Below are 18736 nucleotides of genomic sequence, written 5' to 3'. Positions count from 1 at the left end.
ACTTTTTACTTATATAATTAATCTGCTATAAATAGAGAGATTGGAGATTAAATATGAAAAATTTGCTTTATTCTAGGTTTTGGCGACTTCATTTTTTCGCAGCACTTTTTATTACGCCTTTATTGCTGTCTCTCACATTAAGTGGGATTGGTTATTTGTTTTTTACAGATGTAGAAAATCGCTTATATGACGATTATTTCTTTGGTGAGAGCCATAAGGAAGAGGTCTTAACAATTGATGATGCCGTGGAAAAAGCGGAGGCGGCATTTGCAGGATACTCTACTACGAAAGTGATTATGTTGGAGGAGCCATATAATACGCGTTTAACTTTATCAAATGGCACTAAACAAAAGTACGTATTTTTAGATGATCACAATCAAATGGTTGGTAGTCAGGACGCCGATTATACATTTTCAAATATTATGAGAAATACGCATAGCTCCCTCTTTATTGGTGGTACCTTTGTAAACTATTTAGTAGAGCTAGCAGCTTGTTGGACGATCTTTTTATTACTGTCAGGTCTTTATATGACATTCAAAGGTAATCTCCTAAAGAAGGGCAAGTTGGAGAATAAGAGGCAAAAAAGTAAGAGATTGCATGCACTTGTTGGGACAATCATTACCATTCCAATGGTGATGTTCATTTCGACTGGGCTATTATGGTCTGCTTTTCAAGGTTCCATGCTTGCAGATATAGCGTCAGAAAATCCTACTTTTGGGTATCCATTACTCCAACAAAAGCCACCAACATCTGATGTCTCTGAAATACCATGGGCGACTCGTCAATTAGAGGCACCGACATCAGAAGGAGAACATGCCCAACATCATGGCGGTGGAGCTGTCCGTTATACGAACGATAGCCAAATGACGATTGCTCAGCTTGAAAAAGAAATCAATTCGATGAACATTGCTAAGCCTTACTCTATAATTTATCCGTCAAACGGTGAGGGCGTCTATACAGTGGCGAAGGCTAGTAATTCTGGTGTAACAGGGCTAGATGTAAAACCTACAGCAGAAGCCACAATGTATTTTGATCAGTATAGTGGCAAGTTTATCGATCAAGTGAATTATGACGATTATGGCCCATTAGCTAAATTCTTTACATGGGGAATACCATTACATGAGGGGCATTTATTCGGCTGGCCGAATAAGCTTTTAAACTTAGTGGTTTGTCTAGCCTTCTTAGCCGTAATCGTGTGGGGCATTCGCACTTGGATTTTACGTAGAAAAAAAGGGGAGCTGTCTGCACCACCGCAAATTTCTCATAAAATATCCATGCCTTTCATTATTTTCCTTGTCATATTAGGGATTATGATGCCGCTATTTGGTGCGTCATTAATCGCTGTGGTAGTAATTGAATTTATCCTTTTAGGTTGGCAAACAAAGAAGAAGCTAAGAGCACAAGAAACTAAATAAAGCAAAGATGATACGGCACAGCGGGTTTGTGCCGTATCTTTTTTTTTGTTTATTTCATTTATAGGAACGCAATACTATACTGAGGCGGCAAAAATGTTTATAGATTTTTCAGCATGATTTTATAAAGTTTTAAGATTTGTATGGTACATTGCTAGTAGTTTCAGCTTATGGGGGTATGTAGATGTCAATAAAAACAAGGTTTTTGCTATCTTATGTGGGTGTCATCATCATTGCCATCACACTATTACTAGCAGCGGTTTTTCTTTTTTCCTTTGCCATTACAGGTGATGTCAAAGCGATTGAGCATTTTTATAAAAAATCTTATGTCCAAAAGCCTTTGACGACAGTAGAGGAAAATGCGTTTCTAGATTTAAAATTACTAGCTAAAAAAAGTCCCCAGCAGCTTTTAGATCTCGAACAGCTTGAACAAATCAATGCGCCTTCGATAGAGATTGTGGTACGAAAAGATCATCAAATCGTGTATTCAACACAGAAAGAGCATAAACAATTATTGCTTCAAAGCTTACCTAGCTTTGAAGCGACCAATATTAATTCTCGTGACACCATCATGATAAATCGAGCCTTTTATACGTATGTTAAATTTGATTTTTATTTTCCAGATCAAACAGAGGGCAGTATTTTCGTATTGAGAGAGGTTAGTTCCCATGCAGAGGTAACGAGGGAACTGCTACCGATTCTTTTAGGTATTTTATTTGTCCTGTTTATGATGATTATTGGCTTTTTAAATTATTTAGTATCAAGAAGTATTATTAAACCGATATCGGCATTAAAGGAAGGGGCAGAACGAATTAAATCGGGCGACTTGGATTTTGAAATTGCGACCCACTCGAAGGATGAAATTGGTCAGCTGAATCGGTCATTCGAGGAAATGAGAGTCAAATTAAAAGAATCCATCCAGCTTCAGCTTCAATATGAGGAAAATCGAAAGGAGCTCATCTCCAATATCTCCCATGATTTAAAAACGCCGATGACTTCCATTATCGGCTATGTGGAGGGCATTAAAGATGGTGTGGCAAATACAGAGGAAAAGATGGATAAATATTTAACTACTATCTATACAAAGGCAAAGGATATGGATGTATTAATTGATGAGCTATTCTTATTTTCTAAATTGGATTTAAAAAAGATTCCCTTCCAATTGGAAAGCATCAATCTCCACCAATATATGCATGATTATGTAGAGGATGCAAGCTTTGATTTTATTGCACGAGATATTCATTTACAATATCTATCAGCAGGCTCGCCGCTTTTGGCAATGGTGGACCGAGATAAATTAAGACGTGTCCTGACGAACCTTTTAAGTAATAGCGAAAAATATATGGATAAGCCATATAAGCAAATCATTATTTCCTTGCATGAGCGAGCAGAGGATGCGATTATTCAGGTAACAGATAATGGTGCAGGCATTGATCCTGTCGCATTGCCCTATATTTTTGATCGATTTTACCGTGCGGAGCCTTCACGTAATTCGCAAACAGGAGGCAGTGGCTTAGGGTTAGCCATTGCAAAACAAATCGTTGTTGAAATGGGTGGCGATATTTGGGCAAAGAGTGAATTAGCAAAGGGGACGAGCATATTCATTTCATTGAAAAAGGCTGAGGAGAAGGTGAATCATCATGAAAAAAATTCTGCTAATTGAAGACGAAGTGAGCATAGCTGAGCTTCAACGAGATTATTTAGAGATTAATGGCTTTACAGTAGATATCCAACATCATGGAGAGGATGGGCTACAGCAGGCACTTAAAGGTAATTATGATTTAATCATTTTGGATATCATGCTACCAGGGATAAGTGGCTTTGACATTTGTAAACAGATTCGAGCAGTACACAATATTCCCATTTTATTTGTTTCAGCTAAAAAGGAGGATATTGATAAAATTCGTGGTCTTGGACTAGGAGCGGATGATTATATTACAAAACCATTTAGTCCGAGTGAATTAGTGGCAAGGGTCAAGGCCCATTTATCGAGATATGAGCGTCTGGCGACCCATCAACAAACAAATCATATGATGTCCATTCATGGTATTACAATCGATACTTCGGCTAGAAAGGTGTTTGTTAATGGTGAGGAGATTGCCTTTACAACGAAGGAATTTGATTTACTTGTCTTTTTTGTTAGACACCCCAATCAAGTATTAAGTAAGGAACAGCTATATGAGCGAAACTGGGGCTATGAATCAGCTGCAGACGTTTCGACTGTCACTGTTCATATACGAAAGCTACGTGAAAAAATTGAACGAGAGCCAGCGCATCCCAAGTTTTTGGAAACAGTATGGGGTGCAGGCTATCGCTTCAATGTTTAAGTAAAACTACCTCGTCCTTGTGGCGGGGTAGTTTTTTTAGACTTTTTTAAGAATTCGTTAATGGGCAATTTAGCATTACCGCTTACACTGAGGAAGGAAAGGCGGTGTATTAAAATTGAAAAAAAGGCAGGCAGTAATCATTGCATTAACATTTTTACTTCAAGGGTGTGCCTCAATTGATACAGAAACAATACAGCATGATAAAGGTGGGAGTGAAGTGGTGGGAACAGAATGGGCGAGTGAGTTGCTCAAGGCAGCTGAAAGGGGAGATATCGATGGGCTTCAACATGCTTTGAAACAAAAAGGGGACATCAATGTACAAGATTCAAATAATCGAACAGCTTTGATGATAGCTACCTATAATCAGGATATAGAGGCAGTTAAATTATTAATAGATGCAGGAGCAGATGTTAATATTCAGGATAATCAGCAAAATACGCCATTTCTCTATGCAGGTGCGGAGGGCTATCTGGCTATTTTAAAGATGACCATTCAAGCTGGTGCTGATCCGACTATTTTAAATCGATATGGGGGAACAGTACTCATACCAGCAGCAGAGCATGGTCATGTGGAGGTCATCGAGGAGCTATTGAGCAATACCGATATTGACGTCAATCATGTGAATCATTTAGGCTGGACAGCCCTTATGGAGGCGATTGTCTTAAATAACGGCAATCCAACACAGCAAACCGTAATACAACGACTAATTGAACATGGTGCTGATGTAAATATTCCCGATCAAAATAACGTGACACCTCTGCAACATGCAAAACAACGAGGATTTAAAGCAATCGAACAAATTCTACTTGCAGCAGGCGCAAAGTAACCCAAACTGTAGAGACAGCTCTCTACAGTTTTCTTAGTGTTGAAAAACAAAACAGTCAATTGAAAGGTAGAAATGGATTTCCGTTGCAGGCTACTTGCTTTCCTGTGGGCGAGCGCCGAATCGCTTCCTCCGCTACCGCTCCGTTTAGAGTTTCGCCTGTCTTGCTATCCCACGGGAGTCAAGCAACCTTCCACTTCAACCCAACCCACTAACTTATTAGCAAAGGTTTTCAAATAAAGTGAAGGTGTTCACTACTCTTTATGAAGAGGTGTTGTCATGCATCACTTCTCCACATTGAAAATAACAACTTATCCCCTCTAAGAATACAGTTAATGGACGATTTGTTACTATAAAAAAGTAAAGACACTTTGCAGAATGGTTGATTGGAGTGGAGCCAGCGTCACTCCTAGGGGATTTAGCGTCACAGAGGAGACCCTGGAGCGAACGTAAGTGAGTGAAGCGGCTCATCGGACGCCCCCTGGAAAGGACGCTGGCGTAACGGAAATCAACCCCTCGACTTGCAAAGTTGCTTTTTCTGGCGTTGACATCATCTTTTTTCAACAACATGCAAACTGTAGAGACGGCTCTCTACAGTATTTTGTTCTTAAATTATTTTTCCTATTTTTTAATTCTTTTTTAATAGTTTATTTATTAGCAGTTTAGATATGGACTTTATGATAAATTTTGTAAACCAAATTACACCATAAAGGAGAGTTCAACAAATGAAATTAAGAAAACGTATTGTCCCAGCAGCATTGGCTTTATCCGTAGTATCAGCAGGTCTAGTAACCATAGGCGAGCCATTAAATGCAGTTGCGACAAGCAATAAAGCAGTAGTAGCGGAAAACGAGCAAGTAGCTAAAATTACAAACATCAAGCCATTAAATACAATGACACTACAAATTACATTTAATCAGCCATTAGCAGCAGCTGATGTAGACCTAAATCATTTAGATGCTATAAAAAAACATTTTACGTTTAATGGAGATTTAGAGATTGTCAATGTGCCACGCTTAATGACAGGCTCTAAGAGTACATATATTGTACCAACAACATTCCAAGAAGATGATTTTATCTATACATTGAGCTATAAAGAGCAACGCAATAAAGTTTTTGAGGGCACAGATGAAAAGGTATATGTACGCAATGTGGAGCAAGTCACAAATGATACATTTACATTGGAATCCTTTCAGGAGGATGGCGTAGTAGATTATGCTAATATTATTGAAGCCTATCGCGCAGGCCGTGGAGATTTAGCATTTAGCTTAGATGGTCATAATCGAGATGCTAGCGGCAAACGCTTTGATGTTATTTCTTCCTTACGTGATCGCTATGTGACGGTGAGAACAAGTGAGGGAGAAGAGTTTGTTGCTAATTATGTACCATTTACACAAGCAGCTGATGGCAGACAGGCTCCACAATTTAGACTCCCTGCTGGCAAGGTTTTAAAACCAGGTGTGACTTACCGTGTGTACGCACAATGGGCGGAAATAGATGTAAGGAGCTTTGTAGCGAAAGAAATCGCGCCAATCACTCTGCAAACAGCGAAAGCCATGGATGAAAAATCCTTTGAATTACAATTAAGAAACGATCCGCAATCTGATTTACTTGCTGGCCGAAGTGTAGCGTTAAAAGGCAGTGATGGGAGTACATTGCAAGCACAATATCGTTATTCATCACGTAAAGGTGCTGTGGGCATTTTTGATCTAACGAATGGTGGTACGTTGAAAGCAAATGTCAGCTATACCGTAATCCCATTAAACAACTGGGCTATAGCAACAGATTTAGTTCTACAAGGAAAATAAACGTTCTTTTGCTTAATAAAACAATGAATCTGTCATTTGAAGCCTAATAAATGTAACGTATTTTATGCTAACATTGTAAAAATCTCGTCACAGCTGTGGCGAGATTTTTTTTATAGCCAGCCTTTTTCACCTGCTACCTGAGCGGCTTGCTGTCTAGATTCAACTTGTAGCTTTTGAATAGAGGTAGATAAATAATTGCGAATCGTGCCCTTCGTTAAAAATAACTGCTTACTGATTTCGTTCGTGGTCAAGCCTTTTTTGACTAGCTGAAGCACCGCAATTTCTCGTTCATTTAAAGGGTTTTGCTCCTTCATAAATAAGGAGGCGGCTAAATCCTTGCTGACCACCTTTTCTCCTTGCATGATTTTTCGAATAGTAGCAATTAAATAATCGATGGGTTCATCTTTCAATAGATAGCCGTGTACCTCGCAATCCATTGCCTTCTGCAAATAACCAGGGCGTGCAAAGGTTGTTACAATCATTACCTTGCAAGGGAGGTTGGCCTGTTTAATTTTTTCAGCAAGCTCAAGCCCTGATAGATGGGGCATTTCAATATCGACTAGGCAAATATCTGGTGGCTCCTGCTGGATCAATTCCCATGCTTGTTGTCCATCTGCCACCTCAGCTATGACCTCAATATCAGGCTCAAACGCTAGTAGCGAAGTTAGGGCACCACGTAACATTTGTTGGTCTTCTGCTAGTAATACACGTATCATGTTAGAGGCTCCTTTCCATCTTGAATTGGTAGAGTGAGGGTGACGCTGGTGCCTACTGGTGTGTCACTTTCAATCAGGGCAAAGCCTTGCAGCATATGCATTCTTTCTTTTATGGAGTGGATGCCATTCCCACGTCCTTGTGACTGTAAACCGATGCCATCGTCTTTCATCACAAGTGCATAGTGTCCAGCACAACATTGAATGGCGAAATGACATTTTTTTGCCTGACTATGCTTGAGAATATTCGTAGTAGTCTCTCGTACACATAGAGCAAGCATCGTTTCCTCCACACTAGAAAGTACGATTTGAGGACATTGATTGTCAAGGGTTGTCGTAATATTCGCGCTTTGTAAAAGCTGTTGGCAATGAATAAGCTCCGTTTGCAACGAAATAAAATTCATATCAGACACAAGCTCACGTACTTGTTTTAAGGCGGTACGGGTAGTGGCTAATATGTCATGTAGCTCAGGCTTCACGCTTGAAGGATCTCGGTCAATCAGTTTGGTCGTTAGTTCGGTTTTTACTTTAATCATTGTGAGCGTATGGCCAATTGTATCATGAAGGTCTCTAGCGATCCGTTGTCGTTCCTCTTGCTGAACAAGCTGTGTATTTACGTCTGCCAGCTCAGCCTGCAGATTTTTCGACTTTTCCACAAAATAAATGAGAATCGGTAGCACCAGTTGAAACATCATAATCGGTACTAGTACCTGTGATTCCTTTGGTAAAAGGGAATCTGTTGTCATGTATAAAACCGTCAAAAACATGACAGCGATGGCTACAATCCCACAGGCAATATGCCATTTTGATTTTGCACGTCCTAGTAAGTCGGCAAAGGTAAAGCCAAAAATAAGCATAAAAGGATCGACAATTATGCTAAGTAAGGTGATAAGGACAAAGGCTACTAGAGATGCAGTAAGTAGCCTCCAATCTCGATGCCATAAAGCAATGTAGAAGGCTATTAGGTATAAAAGGAGCACTGTTATTTTCATAGCTAAGGGAAGGGAATGAGACCCTAATACTAATGCGAATAGGAAAATGACAGAAGCTGCATCAATGATTAAATAATGCTTAATTTGTTCTCTGGGATATATTTTTATTACTAGCACCATCCTTTGTTGCTGATTACTGTGTCATCGCTTGAAGGGCTTTTTTACGAATCCATTCCATAGGGCCCAGTTGAAATTTCTGTAACCAAGCGAACGCTATAACAAGTTGTAAGATTGATAGAGATAGCCAAATACCAATGACAGTGAAGCTATTGACTTGCCCACCTAAGCCAAGCCCCCAGCCATAAAAAATAATCGACGCAAGCACGTTTTGGAGGACATAGCAGCTTAAAGACATTTTACCAACATGAGCAAAGCGCTGCCAAAGCCAGTCTAGCCTCTTATATTCTACCAGTTTACCTAAAATTCCAATATAGCCAATGGATAGAAGAGGGGCACAAAGATAGCGAACAGGTAAATCAAAAAGCCCACCAGGAATAAAAATAAGCAGATTGATAGGAAAGCCAACGAATACACCGATATTAAAGAGCTTTTGTCGAGTTTGACGTCCTTTGTCTGTTGGTGAAAATACCTCATTACGCTTGAACTTCACGCCAAGTAAAAATAAAAAGACATTCATCGGGATAATAAATATAGCTTCTGAGCGATAAAATAAAAAGTTTGTGAGACGATGCTGCACCTGCGCAAACCATGTGCCATGTTCATAGAGCTCAGAAACGGATGCCATACCATTTAATGAAACACCAGCTCCTTGTAAGGTACTGATAAAAATAAGTAGAATCATTAGAATGTGAAAGCCACCAAAAAAATAAAAGGCTCCTGTCATGACCTTATCACCCAAACGTACAATAAAAGCTACGATGAATGCTGTGACAGCATAGCTCATTAAAATATCATACTCCATCACAAGCGTGTAGTGCAGTAGCCCCTCTAACCCTAAGAAGACGATAGTCCACAAGTACACTCCTGGCCAGGCTGTACCTCTCCGTAAGGCTTGCTGATATTTTAATTGCAGGCCTACTCCAAACATAATTGTTAACAACCCAAGCAGCTTGCCATTAACGAAAAATAATACGACCATACGTAAAAAATCATTGAAGGACCACCAACCAGAATAATCACTTGTTGTTATATACGATAAATCACCAAGATAAGCAAAAATCCAAATATTTGTGCCAAGCGTTCCTAAGACGGCAAAGCCTCTTAACATATCGATAAAGGGAAGTCTTTGTTGTGTTTGCATAAGTTCGATCACTCTTTCTTTGTTTTCTTACCTTAAGGATAAGAAAATTTCAAGAGAAAACCTATTCACACCAGTCAAAGAATCTTGATGACAGGTGTCATAAAGTATGCTGTGCCAGCACAAAAACCAGCAACGCTTTTGCTGCCGGCTCATTATTTTGTACAGGTATAGATGCGATAGTCTAAAATGTCTTCGTATTTTTCATTCATGGCAATATGCTGATCCATGATTTTATAGAATTTGGATTCCATATCTGTGGAAACTTGAAATTCAGGCTTGGATGAGATGGATTTGTTTTTTTGTATATGGATATCATAAAAACCAGCCTGTTGCAGTAGTCTTACCCAATCCTTTTTCCTGAGGAGAGACTGAAAGCCGTAAAATTGTTGGAGGTCGTCTGCAAGTTCGGTACGAAGTGTTTGAGGAATGGTAAATTCGATAGCAATGAAGCGGCCACCTTTTTTCAATAAACGATAAATTTCCTGCAAAGCCTGCTGCAAATTAACAAAGGCCAGAACCGACTCAGCTAGAATCAAGTCAAATGTCTCGTTCGCTAACGAGGTTTGTTCAATAGAGCCTTGCAGAAGTTTAACAGGTAGACGCGCTTTATGCATTCGCTGACGAGCCTTTTCTATCATGATGGGCTGAATATCGAGACCTGTGACGTTTGCTTGATAGGAAGATGCTAAATAAGCAGCCGTTTGCCCTGTACCACATCCCACATCTAAAATATGTGTGTTTTGCTCGATATTCTCCGCTTGCAAAACAGCCTTTGATAGATTAATGCCCCCAGGATGTGCGCCTCCGACCCCGAACTTAGCTAAAAAGGTAAGATAATGAGAGTCTTGTATAGTACCACCTTCTTTTTTCTTATAGTATGACAGGGAAACTAGTATGGTTCCCTTATTATTTTTAACCTCTTCTTCAAAAGTCTAATTCGCTATAAAAATTTTTACATATACTAGTGAGAAGCTTTCAGATAGGGGGTGTATAAATGCCATATTTTCAGCCGAATGCTAGAAGAGGTCCATATCCGCCAAACAATAGGCAATATTTTGGCCCACCTTTTCGAGGTAGGATGGTGCAACCATACTATTCTCCCAATCAACAACAGCAAGGTCCTAGATTAGGAAATTTACCAGATCATTTAAATACAATTATGGGGCATGCTGGGACGATTACAAATGGAGTAAATATGTTGAGACAGATGGGGGCGTTATTAAGTTTATTTAGATAAAAAACTAGAAACCCTCTTAAGATCAGGCTCTTAAGAGGGTTATATTTAGGTTTAATGGGCTGGTGCAAATTGCTTTTCGATAATAGAGCGATTTTTCTCTTTAAATAGCTCATTATGTGAGGACACCATACCATGACGATAGGCAGTTGGTTCTAAATACGTTTTAATAGAATTGACTGCATTGGCGGCATCTTGGAATGTGCCAAGTAGCAAATTAATTTTTCCATCAAATGATAAAATATCACCTGCTGCAAAAATACCTGGCTGTGCTGTTTCACCTGTTGCCTTTCCTTCAACATAATAATCATCCTTTTTCGGAATGGCAATGGCCTCATCAAATACAAGAGACGCCTCACAATTATAGCCATGACTGACGATTACCTCATCGATTTGACGCGTATAACTTTGCTTCGTTATCGTATTCTCACATGTGACTAATTGAATAGCCGTTTTATCAATATTTGCGGAAAGCTTTGTAATCGTTGTATTACACTCAATGCGCACACCTGCATCCAGTGCTTCCTGTACAGTGGCTTCGTGTGCTGATAGATTCTCTTTGCGGTAAACAACCGTTACGCTTTTGGCAATCGGACTTAATTCAACAGCCCAATCGATGGCTGCATTACCACCGCCTGAGATCATGATATCCTTATCGACAAAACGTTTATACGATTGCACAGTGTAATGTAGATTGGACATTTCATATTTTTCAGCGCCCTCAAGTGTTAGCTTTTGAGGGCTAATAATGCCGCCACCTACAGCTAACAGTACCGTTTTAGAATAATGCTTTTCACCAGCTGCTGTATGAATGACAAAAATATCATTGTGACGTTCAATTAAATCTACTTTTGTACCTGTCAAAATTGTAGGATCAAATGTTTTGGCTTGCTCGATTAATTGTTTAACAAATTGTTCACCCAAAACGGGAGGATGTCCCCCAATATCCCATATCAGCTTTTCAGGATAAAGTAATACTTTACCGCCAAGCTGTGGTTGACTTTCTAATAATTTTGTTTTTAAACCCCGTAAACCACTATAAAAGGCACTATATAAGCCAGCTGGGCCACCGCCAATAATTGTCACATCATACACATGCTGCATTTTTATTGCCACATCCTTAACAAATAGTAAAAAAGTAATTGACAAAATCTTATCAGGTAACTAGACTAATTCTAGTGATAATGATTATCATTTTTAGCTTTGAATATGATAGCATGGAAAGAAGTAAAAAGAAAGTGAGGGTCCGATTTGCGTTTAGAAGTTGAATCGATTCGTGTTGGTTATGAGAATAAAACGATTGTGCATGACTTATCGCTGCAAATTCCTGATGGCAAAATCACGACAATCATTGGTTCAAATGGTTGTGGAAAATCAACCTTGTTAAAAGCTATCACACGGATTTTAAAGCATGAGAGTGGACAGGTCATATTAGATGGCCAAAATATTTCCAAGATGAAAACAAAAGAATTAGCAAAAGAACTGGCAATCTTACCACAGAGTCCAGAAAGTGCACATGGTTTAACAGTGGAAGAGCTTGTATCCTACGGTCGATTTCCTTATCAAAAGGGCTTCGGGAATTTATCACAAAAAGATAAAGATGTTATTGGCTGGGCTTTACAGGTAACCAAAACAGAAGAATTCCGTTTACAATCTGTAGATGCTTTATCTGGTGGACAACGTCAGCGCGTATGGATTGCGATGGCCTTGGCCCAAGAAACCAACATTATCTTTTTAGATGAACCGACAACTTATTTAGATATGGCTCATCAGCTAGAAGTTTTAGAGCTACTTTACAGGCTGAATGAAGAACAGGGGCGCACGATTGTCATGGTCCTCCATGATTTAAATCAAGCGGCACGTTTTTCAGATTATATTGTAGCGCTTTCACAAGGTGAGCTTGTAAAATTCGGAACGGCTGAAGAAGTGATGGTTCCAGAAGTATTGAAAAAAGTATTTAATATAGATGCAGTTATTGGCAAAGATCCACGAACGAACAAACCAATGTGCATTACATATGACTTATTACAAACCATTTAAAAGGAGAATAACAATGAAAAAGTGGCTATTACCAATGTTTATGATGCTTGTGCTAGTACTTGCAGCATGTGGCAGTAAGGAAGAAAAAACAGAGAAGGCTGATGAAGGCTCAAAAGAGGAAGCTTCAACAGAAACAATCACATATCAATCAGAGTCAGGTCCTGTAGAAGTACCAGCAAATCCGAAACGTGTTGTTGTACTATCTTCTTTTGTAGGAAGCTTATTACAGCTTGATGTAAATGTTGTTGGTGTGGATGCATGGGCAGCAAAAAATCCCAACTTCGAAGATGCGATTAAAGATGCTGTTGTAGTTGAAAATACAGATATTGAAAAAATTCTTGAGCTAGAACCAGATTTAATTATTGGCTTAAATGGTATTGAAAATGCTGATAAATTAGCAGAAATCGCGCCAACTGTATTATTTACGTATGGTAAAGTAGACTATTTACAGCAGTTCATCGAAATCGGTAAAGTGGTAAATAAAGAAAAAGAAGCAACTGCTTGGGTAGAAGATTTTAAAACACGTGCAGCAGAAGCTGGTAAAAAGATTAAAGAAAAAATCGGTGAAGATGCGACTGTAACAGTAGCAGAGAACTTTAATAAACAGTTCTATATTTATGGCGATAACTGGGGTCGTGGAACAGAGATTTTATATCAAGAAATGGGCTTGAAAATGCCTGAGAAAGTAAAAGAAACAGCGTTAGAGCCTGGCTACTATGCTATTTCTCAAGAAGTTTTAGGGGAATATGCAGGTGACTATGTGATCTTCAGTATGTTCCAAGATCAAGATAATTCCTTTACAGATGCAGCATGGTTTAAAGATTTAGAAGCAGTGAAAAATGGTCATTTATTTGAAGTGAATGCAAATGCCTTTTATTTCAATGACCCTATCACATTAGAACATCAACTGAAGTTCTTTGAAGAGAAATTTTTACAATAATTAGTAGAGAGTAGCGAAGGCGAATGACAAAGTTTCGAAAGCTTCCATTTTGGCTTCAAGTATTGCTTGCATTGCTTGTATTAATTGGTACTGCCAGTATCTCGCTGTGCTTAGGGGCAGCGAATACAAGCATTCAAGATGTCTTTCAAGCAATTGTCGGACATAGTGGAGGTAAACATTACACGATTTTACGTGAAATTCGATTTCCTCGTATCATTGCAGCTATTTTTGTTGGGAGTGCCCTCGCAGTCGCTGGGGCGATTATGCAAGGGGTTACACGGAACCCATTAGCTGATCCAGGGCTGCTTGGTTTAACGGCAGGGGCAAATGCTGCCCTTGCTTTAACAATGGCATTTATCCCTAAATTCTCGTATTATACGTTAATTTTAGCCTGCTTTGTTGGGGCGGGAATCGGTATGATGTTAGTTTATGGGATTGGTGCTTCTACTAAAAAAGGCTTTTCCCCTTTAAAGCTTGTTTTAGCTGGTGCGGCTGTCACAGCCTTATTACAGGCAATCGCTGAAGGGACGGGCATTTTATTTCAAATTTCCAAAGATGTTTCGATGTGGACAAGTGGCGGTTTCATTGGCACAACATGGCAGGCATTATTGATCGTACCCGTTATTATTATTGGCTTACTGCTTTCATTTGCTTTTAGTCGTCAATTAACGATTTTAAGCTTAAATGAAGAAGTAGCAGTGGGTGTCGGACAAAATACTACGCTCGTAAAGGGTGTAATGATGTTCGTTGTGGTTATTCTGGCTGGCTCTGCTGTGGCCCTAGTCGGAAATCTAGCTTTCGTTGGCTTAATGGTACCGCATATTGTCCGCGCGTTTGTTGGGACAGACTATCGTTTTGTCTTACCGATGAGTGCCATTGTTGGTGGCTGGTTTATGGTGTTGGCTGATTTCGCAGGGCGCATGATTAACGCACCTTATGAAACGCCAGTTGTCGCTATTATTTCGATTTTAGGTCTTCCATTCTTCCTATTATTAGTGCGGAAGGGAGGACGTCAATTTGTTTAAAGAAGGTCGCAAAAAACAGCATAAATGGTTACTCATATGGCTTGTGGTAACCTTGTTCATTTTTATTTTAGGGATTTCATTAGGTGCTGCTTCGGTTTCTATTGACCGAATTCTTCCAACCTTACTGGGCGATGGTAGTTTTAAAGAGTCCTTTGTACTCTTTTCAGTCCGTTTACCTAGAATGTTTGTGCTAGCGGCTGCGGGTATGGCATTAGCACTGGCAGGGGCCGTATTACAGGGCGTAACCCGCAATGATTTAGCAGACCCAGGAATTATAGGTATCAGTGCTGGCGCAGGTGTTGGGATTACTGTCTTTTATTTGCTAGTAGATGGCGACCTTCCTCACTTTGCCTATATTTTACCGATTGTCGGCTTTTGTAGTGCCTTAGTGACAGCACTGGGTATTTACTTTTTCTCTTATCAGCGTAATAAGGGTGTCCATCCCGTACAGTTTATTTTAGTAGGGGTAGGCGTAGCATCAGCCTTATCAGGGGTCATGATGGTATTAATATCCTCTGCTGAGCGGAGCGATGTACAATTTATTGCACAATGGCTAGCCGGAAATGTATGGGGCACAGATTGGCCATTTTTCTGGGCGCTAATGCCTTGGCTTGTACTGGGCATCCCTTACATTTTCTATAAAGCCAACGTTTTAAATGTCTTGGCCATGACGGAGCAAACAGCAGTCGGACTTGGTATGAACATTGGGCGAGAACGTTTCCGATTATTAATTGTTGCGGTTGCACTAGCGGCTGCCGCGGTATCCGTAACAGGGGGAGTAGCCTTCATCGGTTTGATGGCTCCCCATATTGCAAAACAGCTCGTTGGTCCACGCTACCAATTCTTTTTACCATTGACGCTATTCATTGGCGCAAGCTTGCTAATGCTTGCTGATACCATTGGACGTGTTGCTATTGCAAGTGCAACGGTTCCTGCTGGGATTGTTGTTGCATTTATTGGCGCACCTTATTTTCTATATTTATTACGCAAAAATGTGTAGAAATGTATTAGTTATTGCTCACAAAAACAGTCTTTCGATTTAATAAAAATAGTGAAAAAAAGAGTTTACATCATCTGCCTTTCAAGTTTTTGAGAACCTCATTTATTGAGGTTCTTTTTTTTGTATAATTAGAACAGGAGGTGAATACATGATTCTATTAGCACGACAACCATCGGGTTCGCAAAAAATACTAGAGGTGGTGCTCCGTAGATTGCCACAGACGCATAATAACTACGCCTATTATGGTGAACGTTTGAGCCGTGTCCAAGCAGGTCTTGCGGGGGAACAGCGTGTTGATGCAGAATGGCTCGAAATCGATTTACCAACCCCACATTATTTTCTACATGATTTTCAAACCACAAATAGCTACGGATCTACCCATCAAATGGATACCATCTTTCTCTGCCCTCATTTTTTACTTATTCTTGAAATCAAAAATATAACAGGAAATCTCTCATATGATGTCCCTTTTGCGCAGTTTACACGGACGACATTGGATGGCACGGTGGAAGGAATGACTGATCCATTTGTTCAGCTGGATCGACATGTCATATGGATGAAAAAGCTTCTACTGCGAGAACGTATCGAATTACCTGTTGTCCATGCGGTAGTGCTGGCAACGAAAAATGGAATTTTAACAAAGGGTTTTGAGGGGCAACCGATATTTCATGTGAAAGGGTTACGATTTCATCTACAAAAGTGGATAGAGCATTATCAACCTAGAGAAAGAGTTGATCTTTTACAAGTAGCCAACCTTCTATTATCCCTGCACACAAAGTTGAAAAAAGAGGTAGAGGTGCCTCTTAAGGAGATGGTGAAGGGTGTGTTATGTCCACAATGTGTTAACGGGCAGCGATTATCGTATCACTATAAAAAATGGACGTGCCCACGCTGTGGATTGGAGGACGATGATGCATTGGTTCGAACATTAGAGGACTACAGGTTACTAGTCGGGCAGCAGGTAACCAATCGAAGCTTCCGCGAATTCTTTGGCATTGACTCTCCCGATTTAGCGTACAAGTTGATGCAACAACTCCCTTTGAAAGCGGAGGGTGTCAAAAAGCATCGGAAATATTGGATTAAGGAATAGCGAACTAAGCGTTACAATTCAAGCGGTCTGAATTGTAGCTTTTAGTGCTGTAGAGAGAAAGGGCGCTTGAAGTAGGTGGATAGAATGCTGAAAGTGACGGATAAGATAGAGAAAGTAGCGGATAGGCCGCGAGAAGTGATGGATAGAACAGAGAAAGTGGAGGATACGCTTCGTGTAAGTGGATAGAGTGCTGAAAGTGACGGATAGAACAAGGAAAGTAGCGGATAGAACGCGCAAAGTGATGGATAGAACAGAGAAAGTGGAGGATACGCTTCGTTTAAGTGGATAGAGCAGGATACCACTCACTCCCAAGAACGATGTTTCGCTTATTTCCTACTAGACAAATAGAGTTTTTAGGTATATAGTTAGCTAGGCTAACTAATATAAAAGGAAGTGATAGTGTGACAATTGAACAGGAATTTTTTAATCAGTACCGCTTAATGTATCGGCCGTTTATTAATCAGTTGAATGTGCAGCTTGAACCCTATCAGTTATATAGCTCACAGTGGGCAGTGCTTCGTTTCTTGAATGATAAGGGTCCACATTCATTTGTAGATATCGCGAATTTCATGTCTATAGAGAAGCCAAGTGTCACGAAGCTTGTACATAAACTTGTGGAGCTAGGCTATGTGGAAACGATGACGGGCAAGGATAAGCGTGAAAAGCTGGTACACCTATCAAAGCATGGGGAAGAGCTTGTGCTGGAAATAAAGTCGCATCTAAATCCATTTTTTGAGCAGGCTTTGGCAGGCGTGCCAAAACAAGATATTGACATTGCGACACAGGTTTTAGCAAGAATTTGTATGAATATTAATCAATAGGGAGAGCAACGTGGAAGCAGCCAGAAAGAAACTATGGACAAAAGATTTTTTAATTGTCTCACTTATTAATTTTACCATTACGTTAATCTTTTATTTATTAATGGTTACGATAGCAGCATATGCGGTGGAGCATTTTAATGCCTCTACAAGTACAGCGGGGCTTGTATCGAGTATTTTTATTATCGGGACACTATTAGGTCGTCTTGGGACAGGGCGTATTATTGGAGACTGGGGTAGCAAAAAAACATTATTTTGTGGACTATTATTATTTATGTTATCAACAATGTCTTATTTTATAGCAGGCAATTTACCGCTGCTGATGATCAATCGTTTAGTACAGGGGATTGCACTAGGGATTGCCAGTACAGCAACAGGTACCATTATTGCACAAATTTTACCAGCTGAGCGTCGTGGAGAAGGGATTGGTTATTATAGCTTAAGCGCTATTCTAGCCACAGCCATTGGCCCATTTATTGGAATATTATTAACACAGCTATTTGCAGATTATCGTATGATTTTTGCAGTAGATTCTGTGTTAGCGATTATTTGTTTCTTTATGTATTACATTGTGACCGTGCCAGATGCACCGAAAAAAGCAAAGGATACAGCTGTAAAGGCTGGGTTTAAAGTGACGAACTTTATTGAAATGCGTGCAGTACCGATTGCCTTTGTGGCACTTGTGATTGGCTTTGCTTATTCAGGTGTGATGTCGTTTATGACGTTTTATGCAAAGGAGTTAGATTTAGTATCAGCAGGTAGCTACTTCTTTATTATCTATGCTATTGTCATTTTGGCTACACGTCCATTTACAGGGAAATTGCTTGATACAAGAGGGGCAAATATCATTATCTATCCATGCTTAGTGTTGTTTGCAATAGGCATGTATGCCTTTAGCTCAGCAACAACTACGATTGCCTTTTTAATCGCTGCCGCTTGTATCGGGATTGGCTATGGGAACTTCAACTCGGTGGCACAGGCAATTGCCATCAAAGTAACACCAAATGAGCGTTTAGGACTTGCGACATCTACGTATTTTATTTTTTATGATTTAGGCTTAGGTGTCGGGCCTTATTTCTTAGGCTTATTTGTACCATCTATGGGCTACAGCTCGATTTTCTTCTCGATGGTCTTTGTTATTTTAGTGTCGATTGTGCTTTATTACCTTTTACATGGAAAACATGAAAATTTGAAACAAGCAAAAATTTTGTAGATTAGAATCATTATATTGTAGAAAAAACGTCTTTTTTCTA

18 protein-coding genes are annotated in these 18736 nt (G+C 39.7%); 13 read left to right on the top strand and 5 right to left on the bottom strand.

Annotation, left to right across the window (positions count from 1 at the left end; all coding sequences use genetic code 11):
* Positions 1-53: 53 nt before the first annotated feature.
* The 5 genes from ACMGGO_RS13965 to ACMGGO_RS13945 all read left to right on the top strand — a co-directional run bounded on the left by ACMGGO_RS13965 (position 54) and on the right by ACMGGO_RS13945 (position 6370).
* Positions 54-1415: a PepSY-associated TM helix domain-containing protein gene (locus ACMGGO_RS13965; protein WP_288580348.1), complete on the top strand. Its 1362-nt coding sequence runs from the start codon at positions 54-56 to the stop codon at positions 1413-1415.
* Positions 1416-1596: 181 nt separating this feature from the next.
* The gene (locus tag ACMGGO_RS13960; RefSeq protein ID WP_048390284.1) at positions 1597-3075 is read left to right on the top strand and encodes a sensor histidine kinase; all 1479 of its coding nucleotides are present in this window, start codon (positions 1597-1599) and stop codon (positions 3073-3075) included.
* A complete protein-coding gene (locus ACMGGO_RS13955) occupies positions 3053-3739 on the top strand; it encodes a response regulator transcription factor (protein WP_048390285.1) in 687 nt (228 codons plus the stop codon). The genes ACMGGO_RS13960 and ACMGGO_RS13955 overlap by 23 nt, the downstream gene beginning before the upstream one ends.
* A gap of 115 nt (positions 3740-3854) precedes the next feature.
* Complete coding sequence (locus ACMGGO_RS13950; RefSeq protein WP_420281966.1) at positions 3855-4565, top strand: ankyrin repeat domain-containing protein; 711 nt, start codon at positions 3855-3857, stop codon at positions 4563-4565.
* A gap of 722 nt (positions 4566-5287) precedes the next feature.
* Positions 5288-6370, top strand: a complete 1083-nt coding sequence (locus tag ACMGGO_RS13945) for a hypothetical protein (protein ID WP_326141500.1) — start codon at positions 5288-5290, stop codon at positions 6368-6370.
* Between the two features lie 110 nt (positions 6371-6480).
* On the opposite strand, the gene ACMGGO_RS13940 is transcribed toward ACMGGO_RS13945, so the two are convergent.
* The 4 genes from ACMGGO_RS13940 to ACMGGO_RS13925 form a co-directional block, all read right to left on the bottom strand.
* Positions 6481-7086 (bottom strand): response regulator transcription factor, encoded by a 606-nt coding sequence (locus tag ACMGGO_RS13940; RefSeq protein ID WP_004229368.1) that lies wholly within the window; start codon positions 7084-7086, stop codon positions 6481-6483.
* Complete coding sequence (locus tag ACMGGO_RS13935; protein WP_420281965.1) at positions 7083-8195, bottom strand: sensor histidine kinase; 1113 nt, start codon at positions 8193-8195, stop codon at positions 7083-7085. The genes ACMGGO_RS13940 and ACMGGO_RS13935 overlap by 4 nt, the downstream gene beginning before the upstream one ends.
* 13 nt (positions 8196-8208) lie before the next feature.
* Positions 8209-9336, bottom strand: a complete 1128-nt coding sequence (locus ACMGGO_RS13930) for a DUF418 domain-containing protein (RefSeq protein ID WP_420281964.1) — start codon at positions 9334-9336, stop codon at positions 8209-8211.
* 152 nt (positions 9337-9488) lie between these two features.
* Positions 9489-10100 carry a class I SAM-dependent methyltransferase gene (locus ACMGGO_RS13925; protein WP_048390295.1) on the bottom strand — a complete coding sequence of 204 codons (612 nt, stop codon included), beginning with the start codon at positions 10098-10100 and terminating at the stop codon, positions 9489-9491.
* Positions 10101-10330: 230 nt separating this feature from the next.
* Between ACMGGO_RS13925 and ACMGGO_RS13920 the strand changes: the two genes are divergently transcribed.
* The gene (locus ACMGGO_RS13920; protein WP_004229360.1) at positions 10331-10573 is read left to right on the top strand and encodes a hypothetical protein; all 243 of its coding nucleotides are present in this window, start codon (positions 10331-10333) and stop codon (positions 10571-10573) included.
* Between the two features lie 51 nt (positions 10574-10624).
* Here ACMGGO_RS13920 and ACMGGO_RS13915 read toward each other — a convergent pair whose 3' ends face one another.
* Positions 10625-11674 (bottom strand): NAD(P)/FAD-dependent oxidoreductase, encoded by a 1050-nt coding sequence (locus tag ACMGGO_RS13915; protein WP_420281963.1) that lies wholly within the window; start codon positions 11672-11674, stop codon positions 10625-10627.
* A gap of 147 nt (positions 11675-11821) precedes the next feature.
* Between ACMGGO_RS13915 and ACMGGO_RS13910 the strand changes: the two genes are divergently transcribed.
* The 7 genes from ACMGGO_RS13910 (at position 11822) to ACMGGO_RS13880 (ending at position 18696) form a co-directional block, all read left to right on the top strand.
* Entirely contained in the window at positions 11822-12610 is a 789-nt protein-coding gene (locus ACMGGO_RS13910) for an ABC transporter ATP-binding protein (RefSeq protein ID WP_420281962.1), read from the top strand.
* A gap of 13 nt (positions 12611-12623) precedes the next feature.
* Positions 12624-13550 carry an iron-hydroxamate ABC transporter substrate-binding protein gene (locus ACMGGO_RS13905; RefSeq protein WP_048390303.1) on the top strand — a complete coding sequence of 309 codons (927 nt, stop codon included), beginning with the start codon at positions 12624-12626 and terminating at the stop codon, positions 13548-13550.
* Positions 13551-13573: 23 nt separating this feature from the next.
* Complete coding sequence (locus ACMGGO_RS13900; protein ID WP_054550883.1) at positions 13574-14575, top strand: FecCD family ABC transporter permease; 1002 nt, start codon at positions 13574-13576, stop codon at positions 14573-14575.
* Positions 14568-15575 (top strand): FecCD family ABC transporter permease, encoded by a 1008-nt coding sequence (locus ACMGGO_RS13895; RefSeq protein WP_420281961.1) that lies wholly within the window; start codon positions 14568-14570, stop codon positions 15573-15575. The genes ACMGGO_RS13900 and ACMGGO_RS13895 overlap by 8 nt, the downstream gene beginning before the upstream one ends.
* 148 nt (positions 15576-15723) lie before the next feature.
* Complete coding sequence (locus ACMGGO_RS13890; protein ID WP_103117846.1) at positions 15724-16665, top strand: nuclease-related domain-containing protein; 942 nt, start codon at positions 15724-15726, stop codon at positions 16663-16665.
* Positions 16666-17066: 401 nt separating this feature from the next.
* Positions 17067-17486 (top strand): MarR family winged helix-turn-helix transcriptional regulator, encoded by a 420-nt coding sequence (locus ACMGGO_RS13885; RefSeq protein WP_054550884.1) that lies wholly within the window; start codon positions 17067-17069, stop codon positions 17484-17486.
* 10 nt (positions 17487-17496) lie between these two features.
* Complete coding sequence (locus ACMGGO_RS13880; protein WP_131519847.1) at positions 17497-18696, top strand: MFS transporter; 1200 nt, start codon at positions 17497-17499, stop codon at positions 18694-18696.
* Positions 18697-18736: the final 40 nt, after the last annotated feature.

The sequence above is a fragment of the Lysinibacillus sp. BNK-21 genome (assembly GCF_048684915.1).
In the GTDB taxonomy this organism is placed as follows: domain Bacteria; phylum Bacillota; class Bacilli; order Bacillales_A; family Planococcaceae; genus Lysinibacillus; species Lysinibacillus capsici.
Note: the sequence above shows the minus strand (reverse complement) of the source record. Positions and strands in the feature narration are given on the sequence as shown.